Source organism: Methanobrevibacter millerae, assembly GCF_900103415.1.
Classification (GTDB): domain Archaea; phylum Methanobacteriota; class Methanobacteria; order Methanobacteriales; family Methanobacteriaceae; genus Methanocatella; species Methanocatella millerae.
Genome location: NZ_FMXB01000009.1, coordinates 79,100 through 99,544 on the forward strand (window position 1 = coordinate 79,100; position 20,445 = coordinate 99,544).

A 20,445-nucleotide genomic window follows, 5' to 3' on the forward strand; every position below is an offset into this window, starting at 1 on the left:
TTATAAATCCCTCGGATTATTATTCAATAAGCATGCTCTTCTTAATTTCAATAATGTTTTCTTTTTAGATTTTAAATCATCAACTTCTTCTATGATTTCTTCTATAGGACCTCTAAGGCACTTTACAGCCTCTTCGGTGTGAGGCCAATGACATTCCTTGCAGTTCCATACGTTCTTGCCCTTTATCCACTCGCCGCCTGTTGAGGAATCTCCGCACGGATAAAAAGGACAATAGCAGAAATCGCAGAATTGGCCGTCCCAGTGGCACGGATAGAATTCACACTCCCTGTTCGGGCCGTGGGGAATTTCACCGTTGATGAATTTTTCGTAATGATTTCTTGAAAGCTCGTGAATCGGGCTTCTTATTACATATCCCCTAGGGGTTACTAGCTTTCCATCCTGAACGTAGGTCAGGTCGTTTCCCACTATAAGCGTGCAGGACATGTTGACGATGTCTTCGGTCAAGTCCTTTACCTTGACGACCGTTTCCTTTGCCGGTTCATATGTGCTGTCAACGATACCTATTAATGCATCTTCTCCCTTAATTTCCAAAACACATTTTTTAAATCTTCTGAAGGGTTCCTTACGTGTTTTACTAATAGGGTTATAGATTGCTACAATCAGATTGGCCTCAAGAGCGTATTTCAGCTTCTTTTCAATTTCAGAAAGCGGAGTTAAAATGTTGCTTAGGCTTATGGCCGCAAAGTCATTCAGGGGAGCTCCCAATTTGGAGGAAGCGTAATTAAGTGCGGAAACGCCGGGATAAACCTTGACTTCCACATCGTCGTACTTTGAAAGAATCTGATACAGTACGTTAGCCATTCCAAATACGCCAGGGTCTCCTGAACTTATCAATGAAACAGTTTTTCCTTCCTTGCTCTTTTGAATTGCGACTTCGGCTCTTGCTATCTCATCGCCCATTCCCTTTTTTAGAATTTCCTTATCAGCTATCAAGTCCTCTATCTGGTTTATGTACTTTTTATAGCCGATAATAATGTCAGACTCTTCAATAGCTTTTACAGCTCCTAAAGTCATGTTCTCTCTATTTTGACCAATTCCAATAACGTTAATCATAATATTTCCCTTAATATAATTTTAAAACAGAATTGACAGCCAGCGAGCTCGTGTCAACCATTAGTTCACCGCTCTTAAACGAAGCGACACCTGTGACTATCACCTTATATGCCGGATCCTGGCTAATGATGATTTGTCCTGAAGTTGAATTCGGGGAAGCGTATCCCAAAGCCTCAATGGTCACGTTAATTTTATCGTTGTCCAAATCGTCATAGGTTGACACGTTCATTGATTCAACATTGACGCCGTCAACCTGAGACAGCTCTTCCATCTGAAGCGCCACCTCTTTTTCGTTTGATATGTTAATGTAGGTCGGATCCTTGATTAACACATCATTGACGTTTTGAGGATTGAAAAAGCCAGTTATCTTTGTTACCTGCATGTCAATCAATCCCTTAACATCCGGAACTTCAGCTGTGACAATTGTATATGAACTGAATAGTCCTATTTCAAAAAATATTATAAATAATACAATGATTAATAATATTCTAAGTACTTTCGCCATTTTATCACATCTTACTATTTAAATAACATATAATATTCTAAGTTTATTTTTAATAGATAATAAATATAACTAAAATTTACCTGCAATTTGAATATTACCTGGCGGGAGCAATATTACAAATTGAAATTCTCAAAGTTTATAAATATTGAAAATAAAAATTTTAACTAATATGACAAATAAGATTTTACTTAAATTTGCAAAAAAAGGAATTAATTTATCACCTGATGCCTATAATAAGGTAATGGCAGCAGATAATCCTACAAATTTCGCTTCAGACATTATAGTAAAGTTAAAAAGCGGTGATTTTAAGCCTGCAGATTTGATTTCAGTCAATGCAAAAACGATAGATGAGATAATGGGCGGGAAAATAGAAGAGCCTGCCGAGGATGAAAAAGGTGATGAAAGTCCTTCACCAGCTCCTGAAATCGCTGAAACAAAAGAAGAATCATCAGATGATAATGAAGTTAATGTTTCCGACAGCGGTGAAAAGGTAGTCGATGCAAAAATAAAGTTTAAAAGAAATCTGGAAAAATCAAAGGTTCAATACGACTTCAAGATTATACAGGACAGTTCAAACAAGTCATACACAAGCGGTGAAATCGGCGATCTAATCAGCTATTTCCAGTCCAGGTATGAGAAGCTGTCCAAAATCCTAAAGCAAAGGCCTGACTTGAAGATGACCACAAAAGTTGCTGACATTGAGGACGGCCAAACTACAGTCAATTTAATATTAATGGTTAAGGAAATCCGCTCCACGAAAAACGGACACCGATTCGTTGAGTTCGAAGACGATACCGGTTCCATATCAATTCTGTTCTCCAATAAAAATGAAGAGCTCTTTGCAGAGGCTGAAAAGCTTGTAAGGGATGAGGTTGTCGGCGTCATCGCAAACAGGGACGGCGACTTTACCATAGCCAACCAATTAATATATCCCGGAGTTACCAGAATCCAGGAAAAGGAAATGGATTTCGGGGTTGTTTTCCTTTCAGACGTTCACATCGGAAGCCTGACATTCCTTGAGGGCGCATTTCAGAAATTCATTGACTGGATTAACTGCGAATACGGTACTGAAGAGCAGAGAAGGATTGCCGAAGACATCAAGTACCTGATTATTGCCGGAGATATCGTGGACGGCATCGGAGTATATCCTAACCAGGACAAGGAACTTTCCATCAAGGATATCCGCCTGCAGTACGATGAGGCCGCAAGGTTTTTGGGAAACGTGAGAAGCGACATCAAGATAATCATAGCTCCCGGAAACCACGACGCTTCAAGACTGGCCGAGCCGCAGCCTGCTGTTCCTGAAGAATACGCCAAGTCATTGTATGAACTTGACAACGTTGAATTTGTAAGTAATCCGGCCGTAATATCTCTTGACGGTATTAACGTCTTGATTTATCACGGTGAAAGTTTCAATGAACTTCCTATGGCCATTAAAGGTCTTTCTTATGAAAAAAATGAAATGATGATGGAAGAGCTTTTAAGAAAAAGACACTTGGCCCCTATTTATGGTGAAAGAACACCTTTGGCTTCAGAACTTGAAGACTACCTGGTTATAGAGCATGTTCCGGACATTTTCCACACAGGACACATTCACATCAATTCATATAAAAAGTATAACGGAATTCATATGATTAATTCAGGGACTTTCCAGACTCAGACTGACTATCAAAAGATTAAAAACATCGAGCCTACACCTGCTCAGGTTCCAATTATACACAAGGGGCAGTACAAACTATTCAAATTCATAGACTGATGGTGATTTAATGAAAGATGACGTTTCCAAATTAATTGAGGTATGCAGGAATATCTACGAGAGACAGCTGGTTTCAGGCAAATCAGGCAATGTAAGCGCAAGGCTTTCAAAAGACTACATTGCAATCACTCCAACCCTGAAATCACTTGGTGACTTAGAACAGAAAGACATCGTTCTTATAGACATGAACGGAGAAGCATTGACCAGGGGAAAGCCTTCCTCAGAAGCAGGAATGCATCTGGAAATCTATAAAAAAAGGCCGGACGTTAATGCGATTGTCCATACCCATTCACCTCACGTCACAGGATTTTCATTCTCATCCGATGAAATGAAAAGGCTTGAGGGATTTGGAGAAATAAAAAATCCTTACATAGCTTTAATCGACTATGAAGTGCCGGGATCAGTCGAACTTGCCAAAAGCGCATCCGACAACATTGGAACAGAAGACGTTCTGATATTGAAAAATCATGGTGTGGTATGTTTAGGAAAATCACTAGAAGAATCAGAATCCCTTGCTGTATTTATTGAAGAATCTGCTAAAACTCAGTTTATTTCTAAAATGTTGAATTCAGCGAAAGATATTTAGAAATATCATTCAGCTGAATCTTTTTTTAATCTTGCTTCGTAACCTTCATTAATCATTTTTAAAATTAACCCAGATAATGAAGTGTCTTCACGAATAGCCATAATTTTAAGTTCTTTTTTCAAATCACTTGGTAAATTTATTGTAGTTTTACTTACGTCTGACATATTAATAAATTTGCCTTTTATTTAAATATAAATTTTTCTATAAAAAATATTTGTATCACTACAAACAATTAAATATTAGATTTAACATAATTAATTTATATTATTTTGAAAACTTATTTTTAATTTAAATTTGGAGGAGAGATTATGAGTAATCAAAATATCGACGAAGTTTGTGAAATACTGGAATACATCACAAATGAAAACAGTGTTCCACGTAACATTAGAGAAGCTGCTAATGAATCCAATAAACTCTTAAAGGATGAAGAAGTAGATCAATCCGTAAGAATAAGTACAGTTTTAGGAAAATTAGACGAAATCAGCAATGACCCAAATATACCAGTTCATGCAAGAACCTTAATTTGGGAAGTATTATCAAAATTAGAAGCAATCTAATTTTTTAATATTTTTTTATTTGAAAGCGCAACCGAAACCGTAACGCCATCAAAAGCCGTTTTTTTATATATTAATTCTGAATCATAGCCTGCCGTAATCAGCGCTGAAGGCTCGCACACACCAGCAATGCCGAATTTTGACCTTACGAATTCTGATTCCTGAATATCATCTGATTTGAATAATGCCAGCTTATCCAGTTCAACGAAATTAACGGGAATGTTAAACTCCTCAGACAAATCCAAAATGCCCTTTTCGTCCTTTTTAATCTCTGCAGATGAAAACATTGTAATCCTTGATTTGTCCATGTTCAAGTCAGTTAATACCTTATTTACGGCCTCATTAATTTCATCCTTGCTTTTTCCGCGCCTGCATCCGATTCCAAAGACAACCCTGCGGGGAATTAACATTATTTTGTGATTGTCGCACACGACCTCTATTTCACCATCATTAATCCTGCTTGAAAAATAAATCGACACATCCATTTCAAGTGTATTTTCATTTAAATAATTGAATAGATAATCATAATTTCCATTGCTGTTTACCGTAAAGGCAACTTCTTTACCTTCAAGAATTGATTTGTTGAAATGAAGAATCTCATGCGTATCATCGATTGACAGATACAGATCCCGGGCCAAAACGTCAATGCCTAATTTCTTATTGACGTCAGTGGAAGTCGTTATGACCGGAGTTGCATCAATTAACTCCGCTATTTTATTTGTTAATCTGTTGGCTCCGCCGAGATGGCCTGAAAGCATGCTGATTACAAAATTACCGTTGTCGTCAATGTTTAAGACTGCCGGATCAGTTGTCTTTGATACTATCAAATCGGAAATGCTTCTTATCAAAATGCCTGAAGCCATAATGGCTATTATTGAGTCGTATTCATTGAAAATCAGATTAAAATTATTTTTTACATCCTTGTGATAGATATCACATCTTATTATCGTTGAATCATCACCGAGGAGTTTTTTTATCTTCAATGACAGGTCATAACCCTTTTTGGAAACAGATAGAATAGCTATTTTCATATTATCAAATAAAATATGGTCATTATAATTAATATAAATATTGTAAATAATCCGATTGTAAGAGACGTTAACTTTATCGCTTTTGAAATGTCGGAGACATTGATTTCATGTGTATTGTCGCCGAGAATGTAGGTGTCCTTTTTCACCAGCTGAATGTCCAGGGCTCCTGCCGTAGGCGCCATCGTATATCCTGAGTTTGGGCTTGGACATTTCCTTGCATCCCTTCTCATGATTCTGTAGGCATTTTTACCGTTGTACCTTAAAATATATGCAGATAAAACAACAAACAATCCTGAAACTCTTGAAGGAACATAATTTAAAACATCATCAAGCTTTGCCGGAAAATAGCCGATGTTAATCAGCTCATCCGTCTTGTAGCCAAGCATTGCATCTAACGTATTTGATATTCTATAGATGAATGGAATAAACAGTAATATAATAAAATAATTAATATCAAATATAATAAATAACACTGCTGCTATCGTGAAATAAAAAATGGGAGCGATATATGAATCAGTTATGTTTTCAGTCATGCTTTCTATCGTTGCAGACACGATAAAGCTTTCCGTTAACTCATCAGTGTCACGGCTGACAAGGTATGAAACTGACTTTCTTGCAATCTCAATGTCTTCAGTTAAATCGTTTTCGATGTTTTTTGCTGTTGATAACAGCATCTTGATTGAATAGGTCGATGAAAGCATTATTGAATAAACAATAATAAACAGATAATCGTTAATTGATGATATTAACATTATTATAAGTAAAATAAGGCATGAAACGATTATGGTAAATGTCGTTGTCAGAAATCCTGAGAGCCTGTTTTTCATTGCGATAAACATTGACTTGAATTTTTCAATTATCTTTCCGATGATGACGACGGGATGGATTTTCGTTGGAAGTTCTCCGAAGATTAAATCAATTGCAAGGCTTACAATTAATGTAACAACAATAAACAAGAAAACTTCAAACATAATAAATATTATTTATAATAAAAAAATAAATATTTTATTATTTATATAAAAAAATTAAAGTGATATTATGACAATTGATGAAGAAACAGTAAAAAACTGGATTGTAGATGAAGGAATTTTCAGAGAAAAAAAAGTAGATGATAATTCTGACTATCATTTTATCGTAGAATTTCCAAAGGATAACATAATGGATGTTGTTAAACCAAAAGGAAAAGATTTCATTGTTGTTGCATGCGCTACTCAGGTATCTCCACAGCACCTGGAATTAATGGCCAATACCGATGCTAAGGAAAGAACCAAATTCCTCCTTAAAACAAATATGGAAATCAACAGGTTCCTTGTAGACTGTCAGCTTGCAGTGGATCAGTCAACCAACCTATTGCAGCAGTATGTTATTACCTATCAGATTTTCAATGACGGATTAACTAAAAACAGTTTATATGACGCTTTAAAAAGGGTATTTAAGGCTAAAATCCAGTGTGTATGGTTAATCGAAAAGACTTTCGGTACAGTAAATACCCCTACAACTGAAGCTTCCAATGAAAACTCCATGTTCATCTAAGAGAGAGGGACATGTGTTTCAAGTGAAACGCTAACGAAGGTATATTAAGAACGAAGAGGTATATTTCAAGTGAAAAATACACTTGAAATCGACCTATATTTTTTTTGCTCAAAATCAAGATTCAAGACCTTATATTACTTATTTTTTAATTTAAACATCATTTTGAAAAAATCATTTTTTCTTTACAGTTGAAACCCATGTCTCGATTTCACTCCGCCGGAAAATATGGGTTACACTTGAAATGTACCCCCCTCTATTAATGACAAATCGTGATAGATTACATGAAAATTTTTTCCGTTTTCCAAAACGGCAATGATTTGTCATTATTATGGCGAGATTTTACATTTGAAATACTACTCTTTTAATTGAAATGGTACTTCGAAATTGTTAAAAATTTAAATTAATTTTATTCATTTTCATTTAAAATAAATTATGCTTATCATTTTTTAAGTTAAATTATAAGTTTTAAATAATAATTTACAAAATCAAAGGATTTTAAGTAATTTTAAGATTTTTCGTTTTCACTATTACAATGAAAAAGTTTATTTAAGACCTTGTTTATATATTAACACTGGAAATTGTACTTATGTAATTTTTCTATTTTTTTCATAATATTTTATGGTGGGAATATGGCAAACATTTTTGAAAGAGACAATATTTTCGAAGGGATACAACAAGAAAATGTAATATTTAAGGACAAAAGGCCTTTGGATCATAGGTTTTTACCTGAAAAATTATTACACAGGGAAGATCAAGTAACACAGATTGCCAGATATTGGGTTGATGCGCTGAATGACGTAACTCCAACCAACATCACAATCTACGGCAAAACGGGAACAGGTAAAACAGCTACCGCCAAATTTGCACGTTCACAGCTTTTGGAGTACTCAGCCGATCAGGACGTATTCATCAAGATTGAATATATCAGATGTACCGATTACACTACCGAATACCAGGTCCTGGCACAATTGTGTAAGAAGCTTGGTCGTGACGTTCCTCACAGGGGATGGACAAAGGCTGAAGTCGTAAACACATTCCGTGACATTTTCAGGACAAACGCATTCGGCAAGAAACTTATTTTAATCGTTATTTTGGACGAAATTGATATTTTGCTTAACAAGGACGGTGACGGTATTTTATACACCTTGACCAGAACAGATAACGTTTCAATCTTATCAATCAGTAATTTCCTTGATTTCAAGGGATTAATCAAGTCAAGGGTAACAAGCAGTCTCAACGACAAGGAGATTGTCTTTCCGCCATACAACGCCAGTCAGTTGACCGATATCCTAAACGAAAGGGCTAAACTTGCCTTCAATGAAGGCGTTGTTGAAAGCGACGTCATTCCTTTATGTTCAGCAATGGCTGCAAAGGAAGAGGGTGATGCAAGATTCGCTTTGGATTTATTGAAGACTTCAGGTTTCATTGCCGGTGAAGAGGCATCAGAAACCATCAAAAGCGAACATGTAAAAATGGCTAAGGACAGGATAGAACATGATAAATTCGTTGATGTCGTTAAGACACTTCCAACCCAGCAGCAAAGGGTTTTGGAAGCTGTTTTGAATTTGACTAATGAAAACGAGGAAATCACTTCCGGTAAATTGTATGATGCCTATAAGGAAGTGTCAAAAAAGGATGCAGTAACCTACAGAAGGATTTTTGACTTTATCAATGAGCTTGAGATGCTTGGTATAATCTCTACAAATACCATTTCCCGTGGACGTGGAAAGGGAAGAACAAACATAATCAAGCTTCAGTGCGATGAGGACCTGCTTGAATCAAGCCTCTACGACCCGACTATTTAGGGTTGTTCTTTATTAATGTCTTTAAAATTGCCATTCTCACAGGCACTGCGTTTGCCGCCTGCTTGAAATACTTGTTGTATTTCGTATCGTCAACATCACCATCTATCTCATCTATTCTAGGCAAAGGATGCATGACTATCAAATCCTTGCCTTCAAGCATCTTTTTGTTAATTATATAGGCTCCTTTTATCTTTAAATAATCGTCAATGTCACCGAAGCGTTCCTTTTGAATTCTGGTGACGTATAGGACGTTAACCTTGTCTATTATTTCATTTATGTTTGAAACTTCGGTGTAGGACATGTTCATCTTGTCCAAATCGTGAAGGATTTCCTGAGGCATCTTCAGTTCAGGTGGTGATACGAAATAAAGCTCCACGTTGTCATAAAGGCACAGTGCGTTTGCAAGAGAGTGAACCGTACGTCCGAACTTTAAATCTCCGATAAGAGCAATCTTTAAGTTGTCTATTGAGCCTATTTCCTGTTTTATGGTGTATAGGTCAAGCAATGTCTGAGTTGGGTGCTGTCCCGCTCCGTCTCCCGCATTAATGACAGGCACGTCAACCACGTCTGATATGAATTTTGACACTCCTTCAAGTTCGTGCCTTATTACCAGGGCGTCGCAGTAGCCTTCAAACATTTTTGCAGTATCTGCAATGCTTTCACCTTTTGACACGCTTGAAGAGCCGCTGCTTTCAAAGCCTATGCATTCTCCGCTCAGGCGTTTCATTGCGGTTTCAAAAGACATTCTTGTCCTTGTGGAAGGTTCAAAAAACATCACTCCCAGGAGTTTTCCCTTTAGCTCTTCGGATATTTCCCTTGACTGGGCGATGTCTTCCAGTTTGGATGCTTCGTCAAGCAGGTAGTCGATATCTGATCTTTTCATGTCCTTTATTGATATTATGTTTTTCAAATCAAAAATTTTAACCAACCCTTTTTTCTATTATATCGTTAATCCTATTAGCGTAATTTTCAATTTCCTCTTTGTTCAAAGAAGGTATTTCACCACTTTTTTCGATAAGTTTTTTGGATTTTCTCCTTTCGAGGAAGTTTCCTCTATCCGTATTGATATTGTAACCGAAGTTTCCGCATGCGAATGAAGATTCTATAAGTTCCGGTGTAAATGCTTTGTTCAAATTGTACAAGATGTCTAAATTTTCATCTCCATTTACATATAACGCATGAGGTTTTCCAAGCAGCGTCTTGATGTTTCTTGAAATGAATATCTTGAATGAGTTTTGAACCCTGCCGTTGTAGGCTGAGGCTCCCAGGACTATGAAGTTGTACTTCAGTATGCATTCATCCTTGGCTCTCTCAATTGGAATAAGCACTACTTCCGCATTAATTAAATTCTTTAAGATTTCAGCGGACTCTTTGGTATCTTCAATCAACGTTGAATAAAATATTACAATTTTCATATAATCCTTTCAATAGGCACTACCAGAATGTCTTTAGCGCCTGCGTTTCTCAAGTCATTTACAAGTTCGAATACCTGGTCTTCATCGATAACGGCCTGAATTGCAACCGTCTTTTCCTTTGCTAAAACCTCTGATACTGTTGGTCCTTCCATTGAAGGCATCAGCTTTCTAACCTCTTCCAAATCCCTGCTTTTGACGTTCATCATGATGAGCTTTTTGCCGAAAGCGTCAATCACTCCCTTGATGCTTCTGTTTACGGCCTCTATCAGTGTCTTTTTTTCGTTCAGGGATTCCTCGTTTGTAATTAATACGATAGTGCTTTCAAGAATCGTGTCTATAATCTTTAAATGATTCATCTTCAATGTGGTTCCGGTACTTGTCAGGTCAGTAATCAGGTCTGCAACGCCGATGAATGGAGCTATTTCGGTTGATCCGCTAAGTTTCACGATTTTACATTCCAGCTTATGGCTTTCAAGGTAATTTTTAGTTAATGTGGGAAATTCCGTAGCTATTGTCATTTCCGAAGTCAAATCATCAATCGAATTTATCTGTGAGTCTTCAGGGGATGCCAGAACAAGCTTTGTCTGTCCGAAATTCAGGTCCAGAAGTTCAATCACTTCGCTTTCGCTTTCCTTTATCAGGTCAACGCCAGTTATTCCCATGTCAACGATTCCGTCAGATACAAATTCCGCAATGTCTGATGCTCTGGCAAACATAATGTCAATATTCTTGTTATGAGTTTTTGAGATTAATTGTCGGTTATTATTATCCTTTAAGCCCAATCCGGCCTTTTCTAAAATGTCTATTGACGGATTGCTTATTCTTCCCTTAGATGGAACGGCTATTTTCAATTTCATCCAAACACCTAATATTTCATTTGTATATTAATTTATCTGTTTTCTTTTTAATACTTATTTGAAATTATTTTTAGGTAATCCTTAATTTATCAAAATATTTAAATATGATTAAAATAAAAGAATATTTAACTTATGATGTAAAATTTCAGTCATAAGTCAGTAATCGATATTTTAGTGAGGTGAAAAACATGTCTGAAATTCCAAAAGCTCCAATCGCTAGAATCATTAAAGATACTGGTGCTGAAAGAGTCAGTGAAGATGCAAAAGTTGAATTAGCTGAAGCATTAGATGAAATCGCACGTAACATTGCTATTAAAGCTAACGAAGCTGCAAAATTAGCAAAACGTAAAACTATTAAAGCTGAAGATATTAAATTCGCAGTAAATGAATTAGGCTTATAGATATAAGTCTTTTACTTTTTTTATTTTTTTTAAAGGTGTTATTATGGCAGATAATACAATTTTAATTAAAAACGCATTGATTTTAAATCCTGAAAACAATATTGAAGGAAAGAAGGATTTGTTAATTAAAAATGATTTAATCGATGAAATAGCAGATGAAATCCCAGAAGATAAGGCTGATAAAATCATCGACGCAACAGATAAGATATTGCTTCCGGGTTTAGTCAATACCCACACCCATTTGTCAATGACTCTATTCAGAGGATTGGCCGATGATTTGGCTCTTGATGAATGGCTTAATGAAAACATATGGCCTGTTGAAGCAAACCTTAATGGATATTATTGTTATATAGGCGCTCTATTGGGTGCTGTCGAATTAATCAAATCAGGAACTACAACGTTTTCCGACATGTACTTCTATATGGAAGACGTTGCAAAGGCAGTGGATGAATCCGGATTGAGGGCTGTATTGTCATACGGCATGATTGATTTCGGCGATGAGGAAAAAAGAAAGGCCGAAATCGAAGAAAACATGAATCTCTTTAAAAACTGCAACGATACTGCAGACGGAAGAATCAAGGTATTTTTCGGACCTCACTCACCATACACGGCTTCAGAGGAATTATTGAAGGAAGTAAGAAGGCTTGCTGATGAAACAGGCATCGGAATTCACATACACGTTAGCGAAACCCAAAAGGAAATCGATGACGTATCAGCAGAAAAGGGCTTAAGGCCTTTCGAATACCTGGATTCAATCGGACTATTGGGACCTGACGTCGTCTGTGCTCACAGCGTATGGCTGAGCGACAGGGAAATCGAAATCATTAAAGAGAAAGATGTTAAGATTTCACACAATCCTTGCAGCAACATGAAACTGGCTTCAGGAATAGCTCCGGTATCCAAACTGCTTGAAAACGATATCTGTGTAGCTATCGGTACTGACGGAGCCTCATCAAACAATAATCTTGATTTGATTGAAGAGCTTAAAACAGCCAGTCTGCTTCAAAAGGTTGCTACTTTAGATCCTAAGGTATTGACTTCAGATGAAGCTGTTGCAATGGGAACCATTAACGGTGCCCGTGCATTGGGATTGGATGATGAAATAGGAACAGTTGAAGTCGGTAAAAAAGCAGATTTGATTTTAATTGATACCAACTGTGCAAATATGGTTCCGGACAGTTCCAATTTAAGTTCCAACATTATTTATGCTGCCAACGGTTCCAATGTAGACACCACTATCTGTAACGGTCAGATATTAATGGAAAACAAGGAATTGACTACATTGGATGAGCAGGAAATTTATCAAAAAGCAAGAGAAGCTATAGATCAGCTTAAAAAAGCTATCTAGCTTCAAATTTTATTTTATTTTTATTCATAACGATACTTCTTTTCCAGGCGTCATTGCTTTCAGGAAAATCGCTTCTGAAGTGAGCTCCACGGCTTTCACGACGAAGTATAGCTGATTTTACAACCAATATGCAGATTTCAACCATGTTAATTACTTCAAGAGCTGTCAGAAGCTCCGTATTGTACTGGCTTTTATCTGATACTTCCAAATTAACAAGCTCTTTCTGCATGGCCTGCAGCTCTCGCAAGGCATCGTTTAATGTTTTCTCTTCTCGAACGATAGCTACCTTTTCCCACATCAGCTTCTTGATGTTTTCCTTGAATTCGGATGCCTTGATGGAACCCGGCTTTATTAATCCTTCAAGTCTGGACTTTTCTTCTTCAACCATCTCTAAGTTACTTTTAAGTTCAGTTTCTTTAGCTGTTTTTGAAGCTGATTCACCTGCAATCTTTCCGAACACCTGAGTGTCTGCAAGGGCGTTTCCTCCTAAACGGTTGGCTCCGTGAACTCCTCCGCAGACTTCTCCGCAGGCAAATAAATTAGGAAGTGAAGTTGATGCGTCCGTATTTATCTTGATTCCGCCCATGAAGTGGTGTGCTGTAGGTGCAACTTCGATAGGCTCATGCTTAATGTCAACACCGACGTTTTCAAACTGCAAAACCATGGTTTCGAGCTTTTCATCGATTAAATCATCGTCGAGATGTGAAATGTCAAGGTAAACCCCGCCGTTTTCACTGCCTCTTCCTTCTATGATTTCCTGATAGATTGACCTTGCGACAACGTCACGGGTTGCAAGCTCCATTTTTTCAGGTGAATATTTGCTCATGAAGCGCTCGCTGTCTTTATTAAGCAAAATGCCTCCTTCGGCCCTCACGGCTTCAGTCACCAGCACTCCCTTTTTGGATTCGGGAGTTACCATTCCTGTAGGGTGGAATTGGATTTGTTCCATGTCTATGAGATTTGCTCCTGCCCTGTAGGCTATTGCAAAGCCGTCTCCATTTTTTTGAAAGGTATTGGAAGTTACGGGGTACAGCTGGCCGGCTCCGCCACTGGCAAATATCACGCACTTTGCCTTAAAGTATATTAAACTGGAATCTTTCAAGTCAAATCCGGTTGCTCCAATTACTTGAAGGCCATCTTGTACGAGGGAAGTTATCATCACTTCCTCTATACATTCAATGTCTCTTTTAATAATTTCTTCCTTTAGAGCGTTCAACAATTCAGCTCCAGTTCTGTCTCCCTGGAAACAGGTTCTTCTATAGCTTTGTCCGCCAAATGGCCTTTGTGCGATTTTACCGTTTTCCTGCCTGTCAAATAATGCTCCATAGTTTTCCAAATCAATTAATCTTTTAGGTGATTCGTTTACTAAAATATCAACTAATTTTTCATCGTTTAAATAACTACCACCTTTTAAGGTATCCTTTTTATGAGCATCTATGGAGTCTTCTATATCGACAGCCTTAAAAACAGCATTGTATCCGCCTTCTGCCATTCCAGTACAACCGGATCTAAAAGAAAGTCCTTTTGACACGATTGTAGCTTTAAGACCAGCATTGTCAACTTCAATTGCTGCCCTTGAACCGGCTCCGCCTGATCCGACAATCAATACATCTGTTGTGATTTCCTTAACTTCCATTTTAATACCTTTCAAAATTATTAATACTATTTTGTTTTTTATATTTAATATAAATATGTAAATTGACATAATCATATTAGAGGTTATTGAATGAGACTTAATGGAGAAGTAACGACGGGTTTGGGAAAGGCTGCCTTTTTCCTTTCACAGGATTTTTATGTTGAAAACTTTATCGCAAACTGCGGTTTCAAGCCGTTTCCGGGCACCTTGAATGTCATAGTCGATGACAAATACTTAAAAGAGATTAATGAAGTTAAGGATAATTGTGAAAATATAATAGAACCTGATGAAGGTTTTGGTGCAGTAAAATACATCAAGGCGGTTTTAAACGATGAAATAAATGGAGCCATTGTATTTCCAGCCAAAACCCAGCATACTGAAAATTATCTGGAATTTATCGCCGAGGCGAAGCTGAGGGATGAGCTGAATCTGGAAGACGGCGATACTGTAACTATCGAATTTTGAAATCAAAAGTATTTTATATCATAATTGATAAATTTTTTTATACGTTCTCAGGGGCAGGGTGAAATTCCCCACCGGTGGTGATTTTTTAAAAAATAAGTCCACGAGCACGAAACAGTGTTGATTTGGTGAGATTCCAAAACCGACGGTTACAGTCCGGATGGAAGAGAATAAGTAGATTATTTTTTAACCCTGGTTCTAGTACACATGGAGACTTTACTATGAATCAAGAAACAAATTTAGATAAGGCTTTAGAAGCTATTAGAAATGGTGAATTCGTTCTGGTTTTTGACGACGATGATAGGGAAGGCGAAGTTGATATGATTATCGCTTCCGAGTTTGTAACCCCTAAATCAATTGCTACTATGAGAAACGATGCAGGCGGCTTAATCTGCAACTGTTTACACGCAGATTTCTGTGAAGCAATTCATTTGCCTTTCATGGTTGACATCATGAAAGCTGCAACCGAAACCTATCCTGAACTGGCAAAGCTTGCGCCTACAGACATTCCGTATGATGAGAGATCTTCATTTTCCATATGGACAAATCATAGAAAATCATTTACCGGCGTTACAGACCACGACAGAGCAATGACCATTAGCGAAATGGCCATAATGATGAAAGAAGAAAGATTTGATGAATTTGGTGCAACATTCCGTTCACCAGGTCACGTTTGCCTTTTAAGGGGAGCTGACGGACTTGTAAAAAACAGAAGGGGACATACTGAAATAGGTCTTGCGCTATGTGAGATGGCAGGTGTCACTCCGGTCTGTGTCGTCTGTGAAATGATGGACGGCGAAACAGGTCAGGCAACTTCCGTTGCTGATGCCCGCAAATATGGTGAGGAAAACGGACTTGTCTTGCTTAGAGGCGAAGACATCATTAATAAATATTTAGAAGAATACTAACTGTACATGTTAGTATTATCCATTCTTTTATTTTGAATATAGTTGATTATGAATTGGGTAATCTGCTGTATCTTGTATGAGTTGTAAATGCTGAATGCAATGTATTTGCCGTCATACATTCCTATTTTTAACCCGTCCCTCACTTCCTTTGTAGGCTCTACCAGAGATATCTTATCCCATGGAACCCTGAGGGTTTTGCTTTTAAGAGCATTTTCTATATGAATTCCATCGTCCATGATTTTAACTATTTTAACGACACGGCGGTTGTTTGGAGAACCTATCTGAATGTCTCCGTTTTCATCAAAAACGTAATCAGGAATCAGACAGTTAGCTTTCCATCCCTGTTTTATTTTTCTTGCAACCTGATACCTGTCCTTTTTAGTTAGTTTAACTCCCTGTTCAGGGCTTAAATTAAGTGCCATTTATATCACCTTATCCTTTATTTCTTCAAATGGTATTATACGATTAAATTTAACTTCTGATGCCATATCAGCTATTTTATCAATATCAAGGGATTCTTCAACAAGATCCATTGCCGCTTTTGTGAACAAATCATACCTGATTTCGATTTCAGGAGTGAAGCCCCTTGTTTTCAGTTTGAGCTTGCCGACGCTGAAAATATTTTCTACTGTAGAATTTTTTTGAATATACGGAACCACGTTATCGAATATATCTTCATTATATACCTTGTTCAACACGATTCCTTTCACGTTAACGCCGAATTTTTCAAGCATATTGGCATGTGCCACCAGATCGATGGCCGCAGTTTCGATTCCTCCCTTATTTACCCCTGACATTAAAAGCATTGGGATATTTGATGACATTGCGATTTCAGCTGCCGAGAATGGAACCTTTTCGTTTAGAAGTCCCGTAAACACGCTCATGACGCCTTCAATCAGAACTATGTCATAGTCTGATGAGTTCAGTTTTGCTATTGTAGATTCTATGTCACTCCAGCCCAGGTGTCCTATCTTGATGGAGCTGAATTCGTTCATGCGATCCTTGGTCAAGTATAATCCGGGAATGATGTCACGTACGTCGGGGCCGACTTTAAGGAGCGCTACCTTGTATCCCCTTTTTCTCAGTGCCCCTGCCAATCCCGTCAATATGAACGTTTTTCCGGAATCGGAGCCGTTGCTTCCAATCATTAAAAATTTCGGTTTTTCATTAATTTTTCTTTGAGGTATCTTTATGCCAGAGCCGATTCCGACTTCGCTTTGAATATGCTTTTTGACTTCCAGGTTTCTATTGTATATTTCTTCAAGGTTTTTTGCGTCTATTTGATTAAGCAAATTTTCTACAATAATCGGGTTTTCATCAAGGATATTGTGAATCATCGTTCCGATAACGTTTCCGTCATCGTTGCATGCGCCTGAAAATATGTTATAATCTCCGGCTTCATTTGTATCGCCGTAATTCATTCTCTGGACTTTTGAATAGAATAAGGGCTTTGCGTCACCGACCACCTTTCCGTAGGTATGCGTGTGAAAACCGTTTACGTCTTCGGTCTGGTTTTTGGTTAAAAATGAGTTGTCAAAGACCTTGGCCTTTACCCTGTCGCTTGTAATTAACGGGGAAAATTCAACGTCAATAAGGCCTAAACCTTCCTTTACGATAGGCACTTCGGATTTTCTTCCGATATCAATCTGGTTTGACATCAGCTGAAAGCCTGCACATATTCCAATCAACGGCTTTCCCATTTTAGCCATCTTAAGGATTTCCTTGTTCAACTCCATGTTAATGTCGTTTGATTCAATCAGCGTTCCGCCGGGTATGATTAATGCATCAAGCTCTTCGCTTGCCCTGTTACCATTAACCAAACCGTTTTCCTTAACGATATCTGTTGGTAAATTTCCAAAATCCTCAAATCCCGGAACTGCACCCTTTATGTAAGCAAGTCCAATCCTTGTCATAAAATAACCTCAAATAATTCTATGATTTTCATAATTTTTATATGTTATTTAGACATAGATTTCAAGTGTAAAATTATATTATTTGGATTAGTTTTACACCTTCTTTTCTTGTACAAGCCATATTTTTATCGTTTGATTTTATATAAAAAATCATGTTTTTTTGTTACTTTAGTATTTTAACGGTTTTTACTTTAGTATTTTTACTTATTCAATGGTTAATTAATTAAAAAAATAAATGGTTAGGGTTAATATAACCCTTATTTATTGAACGTTTTCAAATACACTCATAGCTTTAATGATTTTTTCATCATCCAAAGGTTTTGCCTGTATTTGAAGACCTACAGGAATGTCATTAACTGTTCCTGCCGGAATGCTTCCTGCCGGAATGCCCGCAAGGTTTGCAATAACGGTTAATACGTCGTAGGCATACATTTCCATAGGATCCAGCTCATCGCCGATTTCGTGAGGAAGCTTAGGAACGGTAGGACCTACAATCAGGTCTACGTTTTCAAGCATAGCATTGATTTCATCACGGATAAGTGACCTTGCCTTCAATGCCTTTTTATAGTATTTTCCACTGAATTCGGCCTGTGCAATGTGGGAACCGATTTTGATTCTTCTTAATACCTCATCTCCGCAGACCTCTTCAATCCTGTATCCGTAATCCCTTCCGTCATATTTTCTTGTAGCTGAGAAGAACTCAACATAGTTAATCAAGTAATATGTAGGTAAACATAAGTCAATGTGGTCAAATGACACTTCAACAAGTTCAGCTCCGGCATCGACCAGTTTGTTAATGGCCATGTTGATTGTCTTGTTGATTTCCTCATCGGTGACTTCAATAAAGTCGTTACAGATAGCTATTTTCATTCCTTCAAGGGATTTTTCTTCCAAATCTTTGGTGAAATCAGGTTTTTCCCAGTTCAGGGTTGTACATTCGGTTTCATCGTAATCGACAATGGTATTCAATGCAAGAGCAATACCGCTCATGTCTTCTGCGAACGGTCCGATTTGGTCAAGACTCATTGAAAGGTCTAAAAGACCCTGCCTTGAAACTGCACCGTATGTTGGCTTGAATCCGATAACACCACAGTGTGATGCAGGGTTTCTGATGGATCCGCCCGTATCTGAACCGAGTGAAATATCACACATTTTAGCTGCAACGGCTGCAGCGCTTCCTCCTGATGAACCTCCAGGAATCCTGCCCATAGCCTTAGGGTTTTGGGTCGGTCCGTAATAGGAAGTTTCAGTTGAACTGCCTGCTGCAAATTCATCCATATTTGTAATTCCGATAATTATTCCATCTTCTGCCAATACTCTATCCACTACTGTTGCATTATAACTTCCATAGTAATTTTCCAAGGTTTTTGAAGCTGCAGATATGATTAAGTCTTCAACGTTAATGTTTGCCTTGATACCGAATACAAGACCTGCAAGGCTTCCCACTTCTTCTCCATTAGCTATTTTAGCGTCAATAGCTTCAGCTTGCTTAAGTGCATTTTCTTCATTCAATTCAATAAATGCGTTAATGGAGTCATTATTTTCTTTAATAACTTTAAGGAAGTTTTCAACATTTTCCTTAGCGGTTAATTCTCCACTTTTGATGGAATTTAATTTTTCAATAACATTCATTAAAACACCTTGATAAATATAATGAATATAGATTTATTTTTCAACGTTTATATAACTTAGTTTTTTCAGCACATCATTTATGGCAAAAATATAGTAAACTTTATATGTCATTATGTCATAAATAATTAACATACACTGTTAAGTGGGGGTGAAAATATTAAGAAAATAACAAGCATATTAGCAATTGTTTTGGTCATTTGTTTCATATCAGGCGGTTATGCATTATATTTAAATGAAACTGGAGTAAATGTTGTTGATGATAGTGCTTCTCCTCAAGCTACTTCTCCTCAGGCTGATCTTGCGCCGCATGGAAATAATCCTGCAGCCGGTGATGTTGCAAAAGTGGTTAGTTTAAGTGATGTTCAAACATTCTTTGAAAATGTAAATACATATTCCCCAAACACTTATTCTGCGAAAGTTGCACCTACTCATCCGATTTTTGTACAACCAGGGTTCAATGATACAGATTATCACGTTTATAATGGAGATTATAGTTCATATTATGTACATAATAGTTTAAATACTGCTGATAAATATGTACAATGTGCTGAATGTGGTAAATATTCCCCTATTGGTGACGTTACTAAAAAATTAGATGATAATTTAATCTGTAAAGGACATAATGACAGTTGCGGATCCAATATTGATGATGATTATTTCGCATTAACTTATGATGAAGTACTGTTCATTGTTGATCATAACGGATACTTGCCTGAAAGTGCATATACCCGTACTGCTGAACACTTAGGAATAACAATACCTTATTCAGATTATATCGCACCATATTATGGTATGACTCCTGATGAAGAAGTTTTCACTGAACTTGTTACAGAACCAGTTACTGGTATAGAACATTATTCTCCAAATGATGATTCCTTACCTGTAATTGCATTTGATGAAGATTTTGATTCTAATCAGGATTCTCCTTGTGATGATGTAAATCCTCAATACGAACCTGTTTATGCAATTGATACAATTAATTGCTATTAACTTTTAACTTTTTTATTATTTTTTTTAATTTTGTCACTT

General features: G+C 37.2%; 22 protein-coding genes and 1 riboswitch. Of the genes, 10 read left to right on the forward strand and 12 right to left on the reverse strand.

Features of this window, described 5'->3' with window-relative positions; all coding sequences use genetic code 11:
• On the reverse strand, positions 1 to 1,074 hold the full coding sequence (cobJ, locus tag F3G70_RS06500) for a precorrin-3B C(17)-methyltransferase (protein ID WP_149731891.1): 1,074 nt from the start codon (positions 1,072 to 1,074) through the stop codon (positions 1 to 3).
• A gap of 10 nt (positions 1,075 to 1,084) precedes the next feature.
• A complete protein-coding gene (locus F3G70_RS06505; protein ID WP_149731892.1) occupies positions 1,085 to 1,579 on the reverse strand; it encodes a hypothetical protein in 495 nt (164 codons plus the stop codon).
• A gap of 169 nt (positions 1,580 to 1,748) precedes the next feature.
• Here F3G70_RS06505 and F3G70_RS06510 point away from each other — a divergent pair, with 169 nt between their 5' ends.
• Entirely contained in the window at positions 1,749 to 3,335 is a 1,587-nt protein-coding gene (locus F3G70_RS06510; RefSeq protein ID WP_149731893.1) for a DNA-directed DNA polymerase II small subunit, read from the forward strand.
• A 10-nt stretch (positions 3,336 to 3,345) separates the two neighbouring features.
• Complete coding sequence (locus tag F3G70_RS06515; protein WP_149731894.1) at positions 3,346 to 3,921, forward strand: class II aldolase/adducin family protein; 576 nt, start codon at positions 3,346 to 3,348, stop codon at positions 3,919 to 3,921.
• Positions 3,922 to 3,926: 5 nt separating this feature from the next.
• On the opposite strand, the gene F3G70_RS06520 is transcribed toward F3G70_RS06515, so the two are convergent.
• Positions 3,927 to 4,085: a Met repressor gene (locus tag F3G70_RS06520; RefSeq protein WP_223166028.1), complete on the reverse strand. Its 159-nt coding sequence runs from the start codon at positions 4,083 to 4,085 to the stop codon at positions 3,927 to 3,929.
• Between the two features lie 144 nt (positions 4,086 to 4,229).
• On the opposite strand from F3G70_RS06520, the gene F3G70_RS06525 reads away from it, so the two are divergent.
• Positions 4,230 to 4,478 (forward strand): UPF0147 family protein, encoded by a 249-nt coding sequence (locus F3G70_RS06525; protein WP_149731896.1) that lies wholly within the window; start codon positions 4,230 to 4,232, stop codon positions 4,476 to 4,478.
• Here the strand turns inward: F3G70_RS06525 and F3G70_RS06530 are convergent.
• A complete protein-coding gene (locus tag F3G70_RS06530) occupies positions 4,475 to 5,506 on the reverse strand; it encodes a cobalt-precorrin 5A hydrolase (RefSeq protein WP_149731897.1) in 1,032 nt (343 codons plus the stop codon). The two genes, F3G70_RS06525 and F3G70_RS06530, sit on opposite strands and share 4 nt — an antisense overlap.
• Positions 5,503 to 6,477 carry a cobalamin biosynthesis protein gene (locus F3G70_RS06535; protein ID WP_149731898.1) on the reverse strand — a complete coding sequence of 325 codons (975 nt, stop codon included), beginning with the start codon at positions 6,475 to 6,477 and terminating at the stop codon, positions 5,503 to 5,505. The genes F3G70_RS06530 and F3G70_RS06535 overlap by 4 nt, the downstream gene beginning before the upstream one ends.
• A 67-nt stretch (positions 6,478 to 6,544) precedes the next feature.
• Between F3G70_RS06535 and F3G70_RS06540 the strand changes: the two genes are divergently transcribed.
• Positions 6,545 to 7,039 carry a DUF2299 domain-containing protein gene (locus F3G70_RS06540; RefSeq protein WP_149731899.1) on the forward strand — a complete coding sequence of 165 codons (495 nt, stop codon included), beginning with the start codon at positions 6,545 to 6,547 and terminating at the stop codon, positions 7,037 to 7,039.
• Positions 7,040 to 7,668: 629 nt separating this feature from the next.
• On the forward strand, positions 7,669 to 8,844 hold the full coding sequence (locus F3G70_RS06545) for a Cdc6/Cdc18 family protein (RefSeq protein ID WP_149731900.1): 1,176 nt from the start codon (positions 7,669 to 7,671) through the stop codon (positions 8,842 to 8,844).
• Here F3G70_RS06545 and pyrB read toward each other — a convergent pair.
• Genes pyrB through hisG form a run of 3 tightly spaced genes read right to left on the reverse strand, consistent with a single transcriptional unit; the run spans position 8,837 to position 11,116 of the window.
• Positions 8,837 to 9,772: an aspartate carbamoyltransferase gene (gene pyrB / locus F3G70_RS06550; protein ID WP_149731901.1), complete on the reverse strand. Its 936-nt coding sequence runs from the start codon at positions 9,770 to 9,772 to the stop codon at positions 8,837 to 8,839. The two genes, F3G70_RS06545 and pyrB, sit on opposite strands and share 8 nt — an antisense overlap.
• A complete protein-coding gene (locus F3G70_RS06555) occupies positions 9,765 to 10,259 on the reverse strand; it encodes a flavodoxin domain-containing protein (protein ID WP_149731902.1) in 495 nt (164 codons plus the stop codon). The genes pyrB and F3G70_RS06555 overlap by 8 nt, the downstream gene beginning before the upstream one ends.
• Positions 10,256 to 11,116: an ATP phosphoribosyltransferase gene (gene hisG / locus F3G70_RS06560; protein ID WP_149731903.1), complete on the reverse strand. Its 861-nt coding sequence runs from the start codon at positions 11,114 to 11,116 to the stop codon at positions 10,256 to 10,258. The genes F3G70_RS06555 and hisG overlap by 4 nt, the downstream gene beginning before the upstream one ends.
• Before the next feature lie 188 nt (positions 11,117 to 11,304).
• Between hisG and F3G70_RS06565 the strand changes: the two genes are divergently transcribed.
• Both F3G70_RS06565 and F3G70_RS06570 read left to right on the forward strand, forming a co-directional pair.
• On the forward strand, positions 11,305 to 11,517 hold the full coding sequence (locus F3G70_RS06565) for a histone family protein (protein WP_149731904.1): 213 nt from the start codon (positions 11,305 to 11,307) through the stop codon (positions 11,515 to 11,517).
• Between the two features lie 43 nt (positions 11,518 to 11,560).
• Complete coding sequence (locus F3G70_RS06570) at positions 11,561 to 12,865, forward strand: amidohydrolase family protein (RefSeq protein ID WP_149731905.1); 1,305 nt, start codon at positions 11,561 to 11,563, stop codon at positions 12,863 to 12,865.
• Here F3G70_RS06570 and tfrA read toward each other — a convergent pair.
• Entirely contained in the window at positions 12,858 to 14,501 is a 1,644-nt protein-coding gene (gene tfrA / locus F3G70_RS06575) for a fumarate reductase (CoM/CoB) subunit TfrA (RefSeq protein ID WP_149731906.1), read from the reverse strand. The genes F3G70_RS06570 and tfrA overlap by 8 nt on opposite strands.
• A 90-nt stretch (positions 14,502 to 14,591) precedes the next feature.
• Here tfrA and F3G70_RS06580 point away from each other — a divergent pair, with 90 nt between their 5' ends.
• Positions 14,592 to 14,966, forward strand: coding sequence for a DUF120 domain-containing protein (locus tag F3G70_RS06580; protein ID WP_149731907.1), 375 nt, complete (start codon positions 14,592 to 14,594; stop codon positions 14,964 to 14,966).
• A gap of 39 nt (positions 14,967 to 15,005) precedes the next feature.
• A riboswitch (FMN riboswitch) is annotated at positions 15,006 to 15,139 on the forward strand.
• Between the two features lie 45 nt (positions 15,140 to 15,184).
• Positions 15,185 to 15,871, forward strand: a complete 687-nt coding sequence (ribB, locus tag F3G70_RS06585) for a 3,4-dihydroxy-2-butanone-4-phosphate synthase (RefSeq protein WP_149731908.1) — start codon at positions 15,185 to 15,187, stop codon at positions 15,869 to 15,871.
• Here ribB and F3G70_RS06590 read toward each other — a convergent pair.
• The 3 genes from F3G70_RS06590 to gatA form a co-directional block, all read right to left on the reverse strand.
• Positions 15,868 to 16,293, reverse strand: coding sequence for a hypothetical protein (locus F3G70_RS06590; protein ID WP_149731909.1), 426 nt, complete (start codon positions 16,291 to 16,293; stop codon positions 15,868 to 15,870). The genes ribB and F3G70_RS06590 overlap by 4 nt on opposite strands.
• Complete coding sequence (locus tag F3G70_RS06595; RefSeq protein WP_149731910.1) at positions 16,294 to 17,784, reverse strand: nucleotide-binding protein; 1,491 nt, start codon at positions 17,782 to 17,784, stop codon at positions 16,294 to 16,296.
• A gap of 261 nt (positions 17,785 to 18,045) precedes the next feature.
• On the reverse strand, positions 18,046 to 19,416 hold the full coding sequence (gene gatA, locus F3G70_RS06600) for an Asp-tRNA(Asn)/Glu-tRNA(Gln) amidotransferase subunit GatA (RefSeq protein WP_149731911.1): 1,371 nt from the start codon (positions 19,414 to 19,416) through the stop codon (positions 18,046 to 18,048).
• 189 nt (positions 19,417 to 19,605) lie between these two features.
• Here gatA and F3G70_RS06605 point away from each other — a divergent pair, with 189 nt between their 5' ends.
• On the forward strand, positions 19,606 to 20,406 hold the full coding sequence (locus F3G70_RS06605) for a hypothetical protein (protein WP_149731912.1): 801 nt from the start codon (positions 19,606 to 19,608) through the stop codon (positions 20,404 to 20,406).
• Positions 20,407 to 20,445: the final 39 nt, after the last annotated feature.

Bases quoted from the DNA above. Each gene is read 5' to 3' on its own strand.
- F3G70_RS06570 (WP_149731905.1), top strand. From the start codon at position 11,561: ATGGCAGATAATACAATTTTAATTAAAAACGCATTGATTTTAAATCCT.
- F3G70_RS06580 (WP_149731907.1), top strand. From the start codon at position 14,592: ATGAGACTTAATGGAGAAGTAACGACGGGTTTGGGAAAGGCTGCCTTT.
- F3G70_RS06530 (WP_149731897.1), bottom strand. From the start codon at position 5,506: ATGAAAATAGCTATTCTATCTGTTTCCAAAAAGGGTTATGACCTGTCA.
- F3G70_RS06535 (WP_149731898.1), bottom strand. From the start codon at position 6,477: ATGTTTGAAGTTTTCTTGTTTATTGTTGTTACATTAATTGTAAGCCTT.
- cobJ (WP_149731891.1), bottom strand. From the start codon at position 1,074: ATGATTAACGTTATTGGAATTGGTCAAAATAGAGAGAACATGACTTTA.
- F3G70_RS06520 (WP_223166028.1), bottom strand. From the start codon at position 4,085: ATGTCAGACGTAAGTAAAACTACAATAAATTTACCAAGTGATTTGAAA.
- ribB (WP_149731908.1), top strand. From the start codon at position 15,185: ATGAATCAAGAAACAAATTTAGATAAGGCTTTAGAAGCTATTAGAAAT.
- F3G70_RS06555 (WP_149731902.1), bottom strand. From the start codon at position 10,259: ATGAAAATTGTAATATTTTATTCAACGTTGATTGAAGATACCAAAGAG.
- F3G70_RS06590 (WP_149731909.1), bottom strand. From the start codon at position 16,293: ATGGCACTTAATTTAAGCCCTGAACAGGGAGTTAAACTAACTAAAAAG.
- F3G70_RS06595 (WP_149731910.1), bottom strand. From the start codon at position 17,784: ATGACAAGGATTGGACTTGCTTACATAAAGGGTGCAGTTCCGGGATTT.
- gatA (WP_149731911.1), bottom strand. From the start codon at position 19,416: ATGAATGTTATTGAAAAATTAAATTCCATCAAAAGTGGAGAATTAACC.
- F3G70_RS06525 (WP_149731896.1), top strand. From the start codon at position 4,230: ATGAGTAATCAAAATATCGACGAAGTTTGTGAAATACTGGAATACATC.
- F3G70_RS06515 (WP_149731894.1), top strand. From the start codon at position 3,346: ATGAAAGATGACGTTTCCAAATTAATTGAGGTATGCAGGAATATCTAC.
- hisG (WP_149731903.1), bottom strand. From the start codon at position 11,116: ATGAAATTGAAAATAGCCGTTCCATCTAAGGGAAGAATAAGCAATCCG.
- F3G70_RS06540 (WP_149731899.1), top strand. From the start codon at position 6,545: ATGACAATTGATGAAGAAACAGTAAAAAACTGGATTGTAGATGAAGGA.
- F3G70_RS06545 (WP_149731900.1), top strand. From the start codon at position 7,669: ATGGCAAACATTTTTGAAAGAGACAATATTTTCGAAGGGATACAACAA.
- tfrA (WP_149731906.1), bottom strand. From the start codon at position 14,501: ATGGAAGTTAAGGAAATCACAACAGATGTATTGATTGTCGGATCAGGC.
- F3G70_RS06565 (WP_149731904.1), top strand. From the start codon at position 11,305: ATGTCTGAAATTCCAAAAGCTCCAATCGCTAGAATCATTAAAGATACT.
- F3G70_RS06510 (WP_149731893.1), top strand. From the start codon at position 1,749: ATGACAAATAAGATTTTACTTAAATTTGCAAAAAAAGGAATTAATTTA.
- F3G70_RS06505 (WP_149731892.1), bottom strand. From the start codon at position 1,579: ATGGCGAAAGTACTTAGAATATTATTAATCATTGTATTATTTATAATA.